General features: G+C 61.0%; 13 protein-coding genes. 3 read left to right on the top strand and 10 right to left on the bottom strand.

Translation table 11 applies throughout. The annotated features are described in order from the left end of the window. Positions 1-73 precede the first annotated feature (73 nt). The 4 genes from J4E08_RS10870 to hmgA all read right to left on the bottom strand — a co-directional run bounded on the left by J4E08_RS10870 (position 74) and on the right by hmgA (position 4,403). Positions 74-1,024 carry an MBL fold metallo-hydrolase gene (locus J4E08_RS10870; RefSeq protein ID WP_349538508.1) on the bottom strand — a complete coding sequence of 317 codons (951 nt, stop codon included), beginning with the start codon at positions 1,022-1,024 and terminating at the stop codon, positions 74-76. 73 nt (positions 1,025-1,097) lie between these two features. After that, the gene (gene fahA / locus J4E08_RS10865) at positions 1,098-2,357 is read right to left on the bottom strand and encodes a fumarylacetoacetase (RefSeq protein WP_349538507.1); all 1,260 of its coding nucleotides are present in this window, start codon (positions 2,355-2,357) and stop codon (positions 1,098-1,100) included. Then, on the bottom strand, positions 2,348-2,998 hold the full coding sequence (maiA, locus tag J4E08_RS10860) for a maleylacetoacetate isomerase (RefSeq protein ID WP_349538506.1): 651 nt from the start codon (positions 2,996-2,998) through the stop codon (positions 2,348-2,350). The genes fahA and maiA overlap by 10 nt, the downstream gene beginning before the upstream one ends. A gap of 49 nt (positions 2,999-3,047) precedes the next feature. Continuing rightward, positions 3,048-4,403: a homogentisate 1,2-dioxygenase gene (gene hmgA / locus J4E08_RS10855; RefSeq protein WP_349538505.1), complete on the bottom strand. Its 1,356-nt coding sequence runs from the start codon at positions 4,401-4,403 to the stop codon at positions 3,048-3,050. Positions 4,404-4,528: 125 nt separating this feature from the next. Here hmgA and J4E08_RS10850 point away from each other — a divergent pair, with 125 nt between their 5' ends. Beyond that, complete coding sequence (locus J4E08_RS10850; RefSeq protein WP_183967092.1) at positions 4,529-4,993, top strand: MarR family winged helix-turn-helix transcriptional regulator; 465 nt, start codon at positions 4,529-4,531, stop codon at positions 4,991-4,993. 71 nt (positions 4,994-5,064) lie between these two features. Here the strand turns inward: J4E08_RS10850 and arsJ are convergent, their stop codons facing one another. The 3 genes from arsJ to J4E08_RS10835 form a co-directional block, all read right to left on the bottom strand. Then, a complete protein-coding gene (gene arsJ / locus J4E08_RS10845; protein ID WP_349538504.1) occupies positions 5,065-6,312 on the bottom strand; it encodes an organoarsenical effux MFS transporter ArsJ in 1,248 nt (415 codons plus the stop codon). 153 nt (positions 6,313-6,465) lie between these two features. Beyond that, positions 6,466-7,464 carry an ArsJ-associated glyceraldehyde-3-phosphate dehydrogenase gene (locus J4E08_RS10840; RefSeq protein WP_349538503.1) on the bottom strand — a complete coding sequence of 333 codons (999 nt, stop codon included), beginning with the start codon at positions 7,462-7,464 and terminating at the stop codon, positions 6,466-6,468. Next, the gene (locus J4E08_RS10835) at positions 7,461-8,285 is read right to left on the bottom strand and encodes an arsenate reductase/protein-tyrosine-phosphatase family protein (protein WP_349538502.1); all 825 of its coding nucleotides are present in this window, start codon (positions 8,283-8,285) and stop codon (positions 7,461-7,463) included. Before J4E08_RS10835 ends, J4E08_RS10840 begins: the two co-directional genes overlap by 4 nt. Before the next feature lie 146 nt (positions 8,286-8,431). Here J4E08_RS10835 and J4E08_RS10830 point away from each other — a divergent pair, with 146 nt between their 5' ends. Next, the gene (locus tag J4E08_RS10830) at positions 8,432-9,400 is read left to right on the top strand and encodes a zinc-binding metallopeptidase family protein (RefSeq protein WP_183967084.1); all 969 of its coding nucleotides are present in this window, start codon (positions 8,432-8,434) and stop codon (positions 9,398-9,400) included. A 37-nt stretch (positions 9,401-9,437) separates the two neighbouring features. On the opposite strand, the gene J4E08_RS10825 is transcribed toward J4E08_RS10830, so the two are convergent. The 3 genes from J4E08_RS10825 to J4E08_RS10815 all read right to left on the bottom strand — a co-directional run bounded on the left by J4E08_RS10825 (position 9,438) and on the right by J4E08_RS10815 (position 12,641). Beyond that, positions 9,438-10,868, bottom strand: a complete 1,431-nt coding sequence (locus tag J4E08_RS10825; RefSeq protein ID WP_349538501.1) for a TRAP transporter large permease — start codon at positions 10,866-10,868, stop codon at positions 9,438-9,440. Between the two features lie 57 nt (positions 10,869-10,925). After that, a complete protein-coding gene (locus J4E08_RS10820) occupies positions 10,926-11,558 on the bottom strand; it encodes a TRAP transporter small permease subunit (protein ID WP_349538500.1) in 633 nt (210 codons plus the stop codon). 72 nt (positions 11,559-11,630) lie between these two features. Further along, positions 11,631-12,641 carry a C4-dicarboxylate TRAP transporter substrate-binding protein gene (locus J4E08_RS10815; RefSeq protein ID WP_349538499.1) on the bottom strand — a complete coding sequence of 337 codons (1,011 nt, stop codon included), beginning with the start codon at positions 12,639-12,641 and terminating at the stop codon, positions 11,631-11,633. 463 nt (positions 12,642-13,104) lie between these two features. Here J4E08_RS10815 and J4E08_RS10810 point away from each other — a divergent pair. Next, positions 13,105-13,702 (top strand): AMP-binding protein (locus tag J4E08_RS10810; RefSeq protein ID WP_349538498.1); only part of this gene is annotated, 598 nt, incomplete at its 3' end.

The following is a 13,702-nucleotide window of genomic DNA, read 5'->3' as shown; positions in this document are numbered from 1 at the left end:
CTCCTCCTCTATCGACGATGTCACCGGGAAGAGCTCTCTCCAAAGCCCTTCCCGATGTACTGTTCAGACGTCGTCAGTCCTGCAGGGCATTCCACATGTCCTTGTCACGCTGCGCGGTCCAGACACGGGGCGTGTCGATGCCACGGGCCTCGTCGTACGCGCGGGCGACGTTGAAGGGCAGGCAATGCTCGTAGATGGCATAGTCGCTGAACTTGGGGTCGCATTCTGCGCGGCAAGCATCCCACGCTTCTTTGAGCGTGCCGCCACGGGCAACGACCTTGGCGATGGGTTTGTAGGTGGATTTGACGAAATCGGCCGTGCTGGCGAGCGCCTCGGCCACCATCTCTTCGCCCACGAGCGCGTCGCCGCGCCCCGGAGCGATGGATTTGGGCTCGAACTCCGCGATGTTCATCAGTGTATCTTCCCAGTCAGAGAAGTGACCGTCTCCGCAATAGCAGGCGGAATGATATTCGACGATATCACCAGTGAACATGACCTCCTGATCCGGCACCCAGACCACGGCGTCGCCGGCGGTATGGGCGCGGCCCAGATGCATGATGTCGACGCGGCGATTGCCAAGGTAAACGGTCATGGAGTCGCTGAAGGTCGTGGTCGGCCACGTCAGGCCGGGGATCTCCTCGTGGCCCTGAAACAGGCGTGGGAAGCGTTCGAACTCACTGTCCCAATCCTCCTGCCCGCGCTCGGCCACCATGGCGCGCGCGGTGTCCGACATGATGATTTCCCGCGCGCCATAGGCAGAGGCCCCCAGCACGCGCACCGCATGGTAATGCGTCATGACGAGGTGGCTGATCGGCTTGTCCGTGACCTCGCGGACGTGTTCGATCACCTTGCGCGCAAGGCGCGGTGTGGCCTGCGCCTCGACGATCATGACGCTGTCGTCGCCAATGATGACGCCGGTATTGGGATCACCCTCGGCGGTGAAGGCATAAAGCCCCTCGCCAACCTGTGTGAAGCTGGTCTTCTTCTCTGCCATGTCGCCTGCGGATGCGAATGCCTTGGCCATATTTTCCGTGTCCTTCTGTCGGGTGCGCCTGTTGACGGCGCGGATTTGAGTTTTTGCGAAGCCGAGAAACGGCTTAGCGCTTGTACGGGTCGTCCAGTGCGGGCAGCACCGTGCCCACGCAGGCACCGAAGCCTACGCGATAGCCATCACCAATGGCCGCGCCACGCAAGGTCAGCGTGTCGCCGTCTTCGATGAAGCTGCGGGTTTCGCCAGTTTCAAGCGTGATTGGCTCCTGGCCGCCCCAGGTGATTTCCAAAAGTGCGCCGCGCTGGTCCTTTTCCGGACCTGAAATGGTGCCGGAACCAAGCAGATCACCGACGCGCATCGGGCAACCGGAGGTGCTGTGATGCGCCAGTTGCTGCGCCGAAGAGTAGTACATTTCACGATAGTTGGTGCGCGCTATGACCGTTTCGGATTTGCCTTCGGGGGCCATTCCGACCTCCAGCGCAATGTCGTACAACATCGGGCCGGGTTCCGTCAGGTGGTCAAGCAGGGGACGTTCGCGGTTGGGCGTGTCCACCCGGAACTCTTCCAATGCCGCTTTGGGCACGATCCAAGGCGAGACAGTGGTGGCTGTCGCCTTCGCCTGAAACGGGCCGAGCGGCTGGTATTCCCAAGCCTGAATGTCGCGCGCGGACCAGTCGTTCAGCAGCACATACCCAAAGATCATGTCGTCTGCTTCTGCAACTGTCACCGGCCCTTCGGATGGCTGACCCACGATCGCGCCCATTTCCAACTCGATGTCGAAGCGTTTGCAGGGGGCGAAGACCGGCAGCTCGGCATCAGGAGATTTGAGTTGTCCCCAGGGGCGGCGCACATCAGTGCCCGAGACCACCACAGACGAGGCGCGACCGTTGTAGCCGATGGGCATCGACAACCAATTCGGCGGCAGCGCATTTTCCGGCCCGCGAAACATGGTGCCAACGTTGCTGGCATGGTTTTTCGAGGCGTAAAAATCGGTGAACTCCGAGACGGTGAATGGCATGAGCATCTGCGTGCCCACTTGTGGCACCATGTAGCCCGTCAGCCCCTGCGGATCTGCGTAGGTTTCTGACAGAAGCTCTGTCAGCGCCTCGCGAAGGCCGGCCCAGATCTCTGACCCGAGTGTCATGAACTCGCTCCAGTCGCCGAAAAAGAAGACCTCCTCCTCCTCGGGCACGGCAAGCACGCCATCGGCCTCCAGCGCGGTCACATCAAGGATCATATCCCCGATGGCCACACCGCAATGCGGCTCTCCCGCGTCGCTGACGAAAGCGCCGTAAGGCAAGTTGTTGAGTGGGAAATCGGTGTCGGGCGTGTTTGCGCTTTCGACCCAGCTTTTGTTCAGGGGCATATGGCCTCCTTCATCGGGGCATCGGGTTGATTTTCGGGCAGCGCCGCGCGGATCGCGGAGATATCACGTGCGGCGCTGTCAATTTCGGTCAGGCGGGTCAGCGGCGCAAGGTCCAGCCCCCAACGGCGGGCATTGACCATCTGCGCCACCAGGCACAGGTCGGCCTGCGTCAGCTCATCGCCAAAGCTGAACCGCCCTTCTTTTGCAATCAAGCGTTGGTACGCGGCAAGACCACGCGCCATCCAGTGACATATCCAATCTGTCGCCGCCAGATCATCAAAGCCGCGCGATTTGAGATGCGCTAAAACCTTGAGATTGTTCACCGGATGAATGTCCGACGCAATGGTCTGCGCCGCAGCGCGCACATGTGCACGCGCAACCGGGTCCGCGGGCAGCAAAGGTGGCTCCGGATGCGTCTCTTCGAGCCAGTCGAGGATCGCAATGGATTGTGTCAGCGCGGTACCATCTTTCAGGACAAGCGTTGGCACCGCTTCCACGGGGTTCAAGGCTGCGTAGTCGGGCGCGCGTTGCGCCCCTTTCAGCAGGTTGACCGGTGCGATGTCGTAGGCCACACCCTTCAGGTTAAGCGCCGCGCGCACCCGCATGGACGTCGTGGAACGCCAGTAGCTGTACAGGATCATCGCACAGGCCCTCCCCTTGGTTCCGACGTGCAAGATTGCGGATTGCCGCTCATTTGGTGCCGGGCGTGCCGTCGAACTTCCTCTCCAGACTGTCCCAGCAGTCGATGTAATCGCCCTGCAACGGCGCTTCCTTGCCAGCGAATTCCGTCAGATGCTGCGGAAAGCGGGTCTCGAACATGAAGGACATGGTGCTTTCAAGCTTCCGCGGCCCGAGGTTGGAATTCGACGCGCCCTCAAACGCATCACGGTCCGGTCCATGCGGCAGCATCATGTTGTGCAGCGACATGCCGCCGGGGGCAAAGCCCTGCGGTTTGGCGTCATACTGGCCGTAGATGTTGCCCATCAGTTCGGACATGATGTTCTTGTGATACCACGGCGGGCGGAACGTATTTTCTGCCACCATCCAGCGTTCACGAAACAGAACGAAGTCGATATTGGCCGTGCCCGGAGACCCCGACGGCGCGGTCAGGACGGTAAAGATCGACGGGTCGGGATGGTCGAACAAAATGGCGCCGACCGGGCAATAGGTGGTCAGGTCGTATTTGTAAGGCGCGTAGTTGCCATGCCAGGCCACCACGTCCAGCGGGCTTTGCGCGATCTTTGTCTCGTGAAACTGTCCGCACCATTTGATCGTCAGGGTCGAGGGCACCTCGCGATCCTCAAACGCCGCCACGGGCGCCTTGAAATCACGCGGGTTGGCCATGGCATTGGCCCCGATCGGACCACGGGCCGGCAATTCGAACTTCTGGCCGTAGTTTTCACAGACGAAGCCGCGGCATGGCCCGTCGAGCACCTCGACCCGATAGACAAGACCGCGCGGCAGAATGGCGATCTCCTTGGGGGCCACGTCAAGCACGCCAAGCTCGGTGCAAAAGCGCAAGCGCCCCTCCTGCGGCACAACCAGCAACTCGGAATCCGCCGAGTAGAAGTAGCTGTCCACCATGCTTTCGGTCACAAGGTAGATGTGACTGGCCATGCCCACTTGGGTATTCACGTCTCCTGCGGTGGTCATGGTGCGCATTCCGGTCAGCCAGGTGAGCGGCTCATCGGTATGCGGCACCGCGTCCCAACGGTATTGCCCCAGAGAGATCACATCCGCAGGCTGGTGGGGCGCCGTTTTCCAGTAGGGAAGATCGACCCGCGTATAGCGCGTGGAGTGTTTGACCGATGGCCGAATGCGATACACCCAGGTGCGCTCCGGCGGATGCACAGTAAAGGCCGTGCCCGAGAGTTGCTCACCGTACAGGCCGTAGTTGCACTTTTGCGGCGAATTCATGCCCTGTGGAAGCGCATCTGGCAGGGCCTCCGACTCAAAGTCATTGCCAAAGCCCGGCATGTAACCCTCGTGCGGACCGGCACCCTGCGGCGCTCGGATCATACCCTGCGGCAAATCTTGCGTGGTCATCCCGTCTCCTCCCTGGTGACTGCGGTTGCCGTGAATATTCGTTGCATATGCAATGAAGTCAACCATAATGTTGTAAAGGCGGTTCACCTTTGCGCCCGCGCCCGGTTTGGGTCAAAAGGAATGCCATGACAAACAAGCCTCCCCTGCCCGACTTCGATCTAAGCCATTTCACGCCGTATCGGCTGGCCGTCGCCGCCGACCGTACGTCCGAAGAACTGGCACGGCAGTATCGGGCACGGTTTGGCGTCTCGATCCCGGAATGGCGCGTGCTTGTGCACTTGGCCAAACCCGTGGACGGCGCACAGACAGTCTCTGTGCGCGACATCGAAGCGCGGGTGGCCATGGAAAAAAGCAAGGTCAGCCGCGCGGCATCCCGGCTGGAGGCAGCCGGCCTGATCGTCAAGGCACAGGATGCAGGTGACCGGCGGCTGGTGCGGCTTGCGCTGACTGACAAGGGGCGCGCCCTGATGGCGGACCTTCTGCCCTTGGCGATGGCCTACCAGCAAGAAATCGAGGCGCGGCTGGCCGACGCCTTCGCCGGGTTGGAAGATGGACTGGAAGCACTGCTGCGCGAGGTGTCTGCACGCTGAGCCACTTTTTTTCTTTGCGTTCCGGCGGCGAGGAGCATCTCGGCCCGGCCTCCCAGAGCACTGCGTCAGTCCTACGCGCGCAAGCGGCCAGACCCAATAGCGCTGAAAGCAACCATCACGGCGGCCGTGCCCAGACAAGCAGGCAACCCGCCAATCTGGTAGCTCACCCCCGACAATAGCGTGCCCAAGAGCCTCCCCGCCGCGTTGGCCATATAGTAGAACCCCACGTCCATGGTGACCCGATCCCCGTGAGAGAACGCGAGGATCAGATAGCTGTGAAGCGACGAATTCACCGCAAAAACGGCGCCGAACACCAGCAGTCCCGCGATGATCGTCGCGGTCAGCCACGCGGCAGCCCCCCCCGCGACACCCACCAATACGGCAAGCACCAGCGGCACCGGAACCAGCGCCATGGCCCAGCCCTTTGCAGCAGTGACAAGCTCCGCCTCGGGGCGCGTCGCCGCACGCAACACCCTGGGCGCGTAGGCCTGAACCGCACCGTACAGGATCGTCCATACCGCCATGAAGCTGCCGATGATGAAGAACGCGGCGCGGTTGCCAGCCTCCGATCCGTCAGAGAGCACGGCGTAAAAATAGACCGGGATCCCCACCACGAACCACACATCGCGGGCACCAAAGAGAAACACCCGCGCCGCCGAAAGCCAGTTCACGTTCCGATCCTTCGAAAAGACGGACGTGAATTTGACCCCCTTCTTGCCCATCGGCAGCCCGCCCGGCATTCGCAACACAATCAGCAGCAGGACCGCCATGAGGATCGCTGCCATCGCGTAAATTGACGGGCGGAACCCGGCAAATGCCAGCATCACCGCTCCAAGCAGAAACCCGATACCCTTGACCGCGTTCTTGGAGCCCGTAAGCAGCGCGACCCAACGAAACAGACCGCCTTGCCCGCTGGGGGCCAGAAACTTGACAGCGGATTTGGCGGACATCTTGGACAGATCCTTGGCCACGCCAGACACCCCTTGTACCAGCATGACAAAGACCACCGACGCGCTAAGCCCCCAGGCAGGATCCAGTTGTGCCAGCGCCAGCAGCGCCACAACCTGCAAGCCAAGCCCCGCGTAAAGCGTCGAGGTCAGACCAAACCGCGCCGCGATCCACCCGGCGGAGAGGTTGGTGATGACACCTGCCACTTCGTAAAGCACAAACAGGTAGGCAAGCTGAACCGGGCTGAACCCGAGCGTGTGAAAATGCAGCAGCACAAGCATCCTGAGCGCGCCATCGGTCAGCATAAAGACCCAATAGGCCGCAGTGACAGTGATGTAGGCCGCGAGCGGACGCGCCGATGTTAATGTCATTTTGATCTGCACCCTGTTGTTGTTTGGGGCTCCGCCCCGAGCGCCCTGCGTTGGCTCCCCCGGCAGTCTTTATGCACGCAAAGGCGCAACCTGCGCTTTGAGGCTTCTTTGCTTTGGCACGTACTCATTCCGAGGCCGCAAAAAGACCGCCGATTAAAGGTTACGACCAACCATCAAGGCCACATCTGCCAATCGCTGTGCGTAGCCCCATTCGTTATCGTACCAAGCGTAGACCTTCACCTGCGTGCCATTGATCACCATGGTCGACGGTGCGTCCACGATGCTCGACCGTGCGTCGTTGAGGTAGTCGCAAGACACAAGCGGGCGTTCCTCGTAACCCAGAATGCCCGCGAGAGGCCCTTCGGCAGCGGCCTGAAACAGGGCGTTGACCTCCTCAACCGTGGTCTCCCGCTCGACCTCAAAGACACAATCGGTCAACGACGCATTCAGCAACGGCACCCGTATTGCATGGCCGTTCAAACGACCTTTCAGTTCAGGGTAGATCAATGTAATCGCGGTGGCCGAACCTGTGGACGTGGGGATCAGCGAGTTCAGTGCAGACCGCGCGCGGCGAAGGTCCTTGGCCGGGCGATCTACAAGCGTCTGGGTGTTCGTCACGTCGTGGATGGTGGTGATCGACCCATGTTTGATCCCCAGCCCCTCGTGAATGACCTTCACCACTGGGGCGAGGCAATTCGTGGTACACGACGCGGCCGTGACGATATCATGCACGGCCGGATCATAGGTGTCGTCGTTCACGCCCATCACGATATTGGCGGTCTTGCCGTCCTTCACCGGGGCAGAGACCACAACCTTTTTCACGCCGGCGTCAAAATACGGCTGGATGCGCTCCGCCGTCTTGAAATAGCCGGTGCAATCTATCACGACGTCCACCCCGTCGAGCGGCAGCTTTGCGAGGCTCTTTTCGCCAAAGACAGGCAAGCGCGTGCCGTTGATGGTCAGGCTGTCCGCATCGTGCTCAAATGTTGCGTCCCAGCGACCATGCACCGTATCGAATTCCAGCAGATGCGCATGCATTTCCGGATCACCCACCGCGTCGTTGATCCAGGCAATGTCGATCCCGGCCTCAAGCAGCGGCTTCAAAGCCAGTTTCCCCATTCGGCCAAGGCCATTCAACGCGTAAACAGTCATAGGTCTTCTTTCTCACGTGCGATATCGTCGATCTGCCGCTGCAGGCTGGCCCGGTCGAGCGTGTCGACCGGCAGCGCAGCAAAGGCTTTGATCCGGTGTTTCAGTCCGCCGTATGCCTGTTGAAAGGCGAGGCGTTTTTCCGCCGCGGTGCCGGTGGCCGCGACAGGATCGGGCTGGCCCCAATGACCGGTGATCGGCTGTCCGGGCCACGGCGGGCATTCTTCGTTCGCCGCCGTGTCGCAGACGGTAAAGACGAAATCCATCTGTGGCGCGCTCTGCTCCTGAAACTCTGATACATGTTTGGCGCGCAGCGCGCCGGTGTCATGTCCTTTGGCGCGCAACAGCTCCAAAGCGAAAGGATTCAGCGTCGACTGTGGGCGCGTCCCCGCAGAGAACACGTTGAACCTGTCTCCCGCCCAATCTCGCAGGATCGTCTCGGCAAAAATGGACCGGGCAGAATTGCCCGAACACACAAACAGCACATTCCAGGTTTTCGTCATGTTCGCCTCAGGCAGTTTTTTGTCAAAACAGGTCTCTACGCGTCCCCGGCAACAGTCAGCGATCAGATAATCGGTCAGCGCCCCCGCCCCGCCCAGATCCGCCGCATAGCGTAACGACGTCCCGTGACGGGACTGTGTCACCAAACCCGCCTGTCGCAATTGGGTCAGCGCCGCGGACAGCGACGAGGCCGGCAACCCCAGAGCCTGCGCCAGATCCCCCGCTGCCACCTGTTCGGGATACCGCCGCATAAGCAGGCGGAACAGGCGCAGGCGGCGTGGGTGCGCCAAGGCTGTCAGCTGAGTTATCGCTTCTTTTTCCATATTTCCGGAATAACAGAATAATAAGATTCGGAAAAGACCTTTCTCGCCCGGAACGCAAACAAATCCGAAGCGTTCAGATGCGATGACCGGCACACCTCAGCCACAAAGGCCAGGTGATACGAGACCGTCGTCACGGAGATACAAGAATGCAAATCTTTCACTGCCCCTCCTGCAATGCGCGGCTCTGGTTCCACAACACGGCCTGCACCTGCGGGACGCAGGTTTATTTTGACCCCGACGCGCAAACCATGACACCGCACGGGACGGCCTGTAAAAACCGCGCCGACATCGGCTGCAACTGGACCGCAGAAACGCAAGCCGACACCGGTGGGCTTTGCCGCTCCTGTGCGATGACCGAAACGGTCCCTGACCTGCGCGAGCCGGACAACCTGCCGCTGTGGCAGCGCACCGAAGAAGCCAAGCGATGGGTGCTTGCCAATGTCATGCGCTGGGACTGGTTCACCGCCAATGACCAGGGCAGGCGCCCGGTGTTCAAACTGCTCTCGGAACAGACAGCCGAGGGTGAGGCGCAGGTCACCATGGGACATGCTGCCGGCACGATCACAATCAACGTGTCCGAAGCCTCCGACGCGGAACTTGCGCAGCGCCAGGAAGACATGGGCGAGCTGTATCGGACCATGATCGGCCACATGCGCCACGAGCTGGCGCACTTCTTGTTCGAGCGGCTGGCAGAGGATCAAGGCTTTCTCAGCGACTTCCGCGCGCGTTTCGGGGACGAGCGTGCGGACTATGGCGAGGCATTGAAACAACACTACGCCAATCCAAAGAGTCCGGGCCAGACGTATATCACCGATTACGCCACCGCGCACCCACACGAGGATTGGGCGGAAACCATCGCACACCTGCTGCACCTGACTGACCTGCTGGACAGTGCGGCGGCGTCAGGATTGTCCCTGCCCTCGGGTCCACCATCGGGCTACGACGCCTACCGCGAAAGCGACACAGAGCGGTTGCTGACGCTCGCGGTCGATCTGTCCATGGCGATCAACCACGTCAACCGCGCACTGGATCTGTCTGACGTGTACCCCTTTGTGCTGTCGGATCCGGTACGCTCGAAACTGGGATTTGCGCATCAGGCCATGCGCCACGTCTGACCGTTGCGGTCGCCGGACACGGCCCGGCGACCTGGCTTCATGCCAAAGACGGCAACCACAGCACGATGGCCGGGAAAGCCACCAGCAGCGCAATCGTCACGGCATCCGCGACAAAGAACGGCATGACGCCCCGAAACACATCCTGCACCGACAGTTCGGGGCGCACGCCCGCCACCACAAAGCAGTTCAGGCCAATGGGCGGCGTGATCAGACAGAACTCCGCCATCTTCACCACCAGAATGCCGAACCAGATCGCGCACATCGTCCCGTTCATGCCAAAGGCACTGTCCGCCGCAGACACAAACTCGCCCCCGTTCAGCGCCATGACTGCCGGATACACCACCGGCAAGGTCAGCAGCAGCATACCGATGGCATCCATGAACATCCCCAGCACGGCGTAGGCCAGCAGAATGCAAATCAGGATCAGCATCGGCGGATAATCCAGTGACGTGATCCAATCCGAAAACACCTTCGGCAACTGCGCAAACCCGAGGAACCGCACGTAGATCAGCACACCCCAGATGATGGTAAAGATCATGATCGACAGCTTGGCGGTTTCCACCAGGGCATCCTTCAGCTCCGGCCAACGCATCCCGCGCCACAGCGCCATGAGAAAGACGATAAAGGCCCCGATGGCGCCCCCTTCGGTCGGCGTGCCCCAGGCATCGCCGCCAAACGGATTGTACACAAAGAAGACGATGATCACGACCACGGCAACGATGGGAAGCGCCGGCGGCAGGCTTTCAAACCGCTGTTTCCACGTGAACCCCGTGACCGGTGGTCCGAAATTCGGGATGGTCAGCGCAAGTCCCACGATCAACGCCGCGTAGACAAAGGCCGAGAACATGCCGGGAATAAACCCCGCCAACAGAAGTTTGCCCACGTCCTGTTCGACAATGATCGCATAGATCACGAGGATCGCGGAGGGCGGGATAAGAGACGCCAGCGTTCCGCCCGCCGCAACGACCCCCGCCGCAAAACGCTTGTCGTAGCCGACTTTGAGCATTTCCGGAATGGCGATGCGGGCAAAGACCGCCGCCGTTGCCACCGACGCGCCGGACACGGCGGCAAAGCCTGCGGTGGCAAACACCGTCGACACGGCCAGCCCGCCCGGCAACCAGGCGATCCACCGCTTTGCCGCCTCGAACAGCGCACGGGTCAGGCCTGCGTAATAGGCAAGATAGCCGATCAGGATAAACGTCGGGATCAAAGACAGCGCCTGGTTCGTGACCTTGCCGTGAGGCACCTGCCCCGCTGTCAGGAACGCTTTGCCGAGTGCGCCGTCCCACATCTCCCGCCGTTCGTTGAAGTAGAAGAAGCGATCCGGTGCGTAGCCCGTCTTGGACCAGAAAATCCAGATCAGCCCGACAAACCCCGCCATGGCCGCCGCATAGGCCACGCGCATCCCCAAAATTACCATCACCAGCATCCCGCCAGTGACCCAAAGCCCGATGTCGGTGCTTGTCATCGCGCCCCTCCCCTGCTCTGCGCTGTCTCGCGCATTATCCGTCGCCCACGACGCGCGTTACGCGTCATGACCGGTCATATGTTCCGCTTCGGCCTGCGCCTGCTCCGCCGCCGACAGCACCAGCGGCACCGCCACCGGGCGTTCCAACCCCAACCAGAACGCGCGACCAAAGCCCACCATCTGCAAAATCATCCGCAGGCACACCACGCCAAAGGCCACCGGCACCACCAGCTTGGCAGGCCAGATCGGCAAACCGATATCGATCGTGCTGTCCCGGCTCCAATTCTGGGCGGCGAAATCGAACGATCTGTCGAAATGCGCCCACGCGCCGACGACCAGAAACACCATCAGCACCAAGGCGAAAAAGGTGGTCACTAGCTCAAGCAGCCAGAGGGACCGCCCGCTCAGCTGGCCAATCACGATGTCCATGCGAATATGCCCGCCCTGGCGCTGCACATAAGAAATGCCGAAAATCGCGATCAGCGGCATGGCCATCTCGATCCAGTCGACATAGCCGCGCAGAGGCGCCTCGAACAGCTCGCGCCCGCCCACAGACCGCACCGCCAGAACCATCAGCGCAAAAGCCCCGAGGCCCGACACAAAGGCCATGCCCCATTCCAGCTTTGCCAACCTCTGGTCGAGGCGCGACAACAGGCTGTCGTCCTCCAGAACAGATGCTGCTCCGGCCATAGGTCATCCTCCCGCATTGCAGGTCATCTTGTCAGGTAAAGGGGTCCGGGCCCGCCGAACCCCAGCCGTGGATCAGTTGCCGCGCTGCTCTGCCAGCGTTGTCTGCACGAGGTCATACAGCTCCTGCGCCGGAAGCCCCTGCGCGCTCATGTCCGCGATCCAGGCATCATGGATCGGCTGCCCGGCCACATCCTTGAATTTGGCCAGTTCCTCGTCAGAAATCTCGACCTTCTGGACGTCTTTCTCGGCCAGCACTTCGTCCCAGCGTTTCAGAAGCTCGCCATAGTTGGACAGGTAGTAGTCGATTGCCTCGGGCACGCTTTCGTCCAGCGCAGCGCGTTCTTCGTCGGACAGCATGTCATAGGCGTCGATGTTCACAACCACCGGGCAGTTCACCGTGCCGGGGTTCAGGTTCGCGGTCCACCAGTCCGCTTCGTTGATGGTGCCGAACGACAGATGTGCGTGCTGGGCAAAGGCCACCGTGTCCACGACGCCACTTTCCATCGCCTGATAGGCCTCGGAGGAGGTCACAGAGGTCGGCACGGCACCGACCGCCTCGAACGCCTGGCCAATGCCGCCGGTGGCGCGCACACGCATCCCATCAAATTCCGACAGCTCACTGCGGGCCTCTCCCGTGCCCACAATGTTGTACTGCGGCATGGGCGAGGTCATCAGCATCATGGCGTTCCACTGAGCCATCTCGTCCGCCACCGCCGGGTGATCATAGACCGCATGGCTGACGGCGACCTCTTCATCCAGCGTTTGAACGCCAAGGAAAGGCAGCTCCAGCACGGTGATCGCGCGGTTCTTGTCGGGGTGATAGCCGGCGCAGAACTGCGCCATCTCAAACGCACCGATGGAGATACCGTCGAGGTTCTCACGGTTTTTGGACAGGCCGCCGTAGCTGATATTCATGGTGAACGCGCCGTCGGTCTTTTCTTCGAGCAGTTCGGCCAGCTTGTGGATGTGCTCGGTAAACGCGCGGCGTTTGCCCCAGACAGAGACATTCCATTCGGTGGCAGCCGCCTCGGTGGCAAAGCTCAGCGCCAACGCCGAGACGCACAATTTCGTCGTGAAATTCATGATAGTCCTCCCTTTGCGAGGCATGGTTCTGCCCCGTCTCCTTTGCGGCGGTAAACCCGCTCTGAACACGAGCCTAGTGGAACCGCGCCACGGCGCAAGACATTTGGCGCCTCAATGGAGATTCGAAGAAAGCGGCCAATGTTAGCGACAGACACACGTTCAGGCAGGCGCGGCGGAACGTTTTGTCGCACCCTCAGAACTGAAATTCTGCGGCGCAGAAATGGGCACCGAGTTTAAAACACACGCGTTACGCGAAATCCGCAAGCCACGGTAAAACAAGGATGTTAGCGTCATCGCCGCAAATTAATTTACTGATTGTCACTTGATGATCGACAGGATTTACAAATTTTCCGTTATTTAAATGGGTGTTATAGATAAATTTTCGACTTCGCGTATGGTAACCCCCTGATGGTGACGCAACGACAGGCACGCCATCTGGTCAGAAATGGAGGGGGAGATTTCCATGAACGAACAGAGCAATCCCACCGACGCCGCAACCTATGCGCCTTCGGCCGAGTTGACAAAAAGCGCCCACGTTGACGCCGCGCGGTACGACGCGCTGTATGCGAGTTCGGTTGCGGATCCGGAGGCCTTCTGGGGCGAGCAGGCGAAGCGGCTCGACTGGATGAAGCAGCCGACCGAGATCAAGAACACCGATTTCACCCTCGGCCAGGTCAGCATCGAATGGTTCCGCGATGGCACGCTCAACGTCGCCGCCAACTGCATCGACCGCCACCTTGAGACCCGCGGCAACCAGACCGCCATCATCTTTGAACCCGACGACCCCAACGAGGCCGCCCAGTCGATCACCTACAACGACCTGCATCGCCGCGTCTGCCGCATGGCCAACGTGCTGGAAACCATGGGCGTGCGCAAAGGTGACCGGGTCATCATCTACCTGCCGATGATCCCCGAGGCCGCCTATGCCATGCTCGCCTGCGCCCGCATCGGCGCGATCCATTCCATCGTTTTCGCCGGTTTCTCCCCCGACGCGCTGTCCGCCCGTGTAAACGGCTGTGACGCCAAGGTCGTGATCACCGCGGACGAAGCCCCGCGCGGCG

The sequence above is a fragment of the Sagittula sp. NFXS13 genome, assembly GCF_040148795.1.
In the GTDB taxonomy this organism is placed as follows: domain Bacteria; phylum Pseudomonadota; class Alphaproteobacteria; order Rhodobacterales; family Rhodobacteraceae; genus Sagittula; species Sagittula marina.
This window is presented reverse-complemented; position numbering and strand designations above follow the sequence as displayed.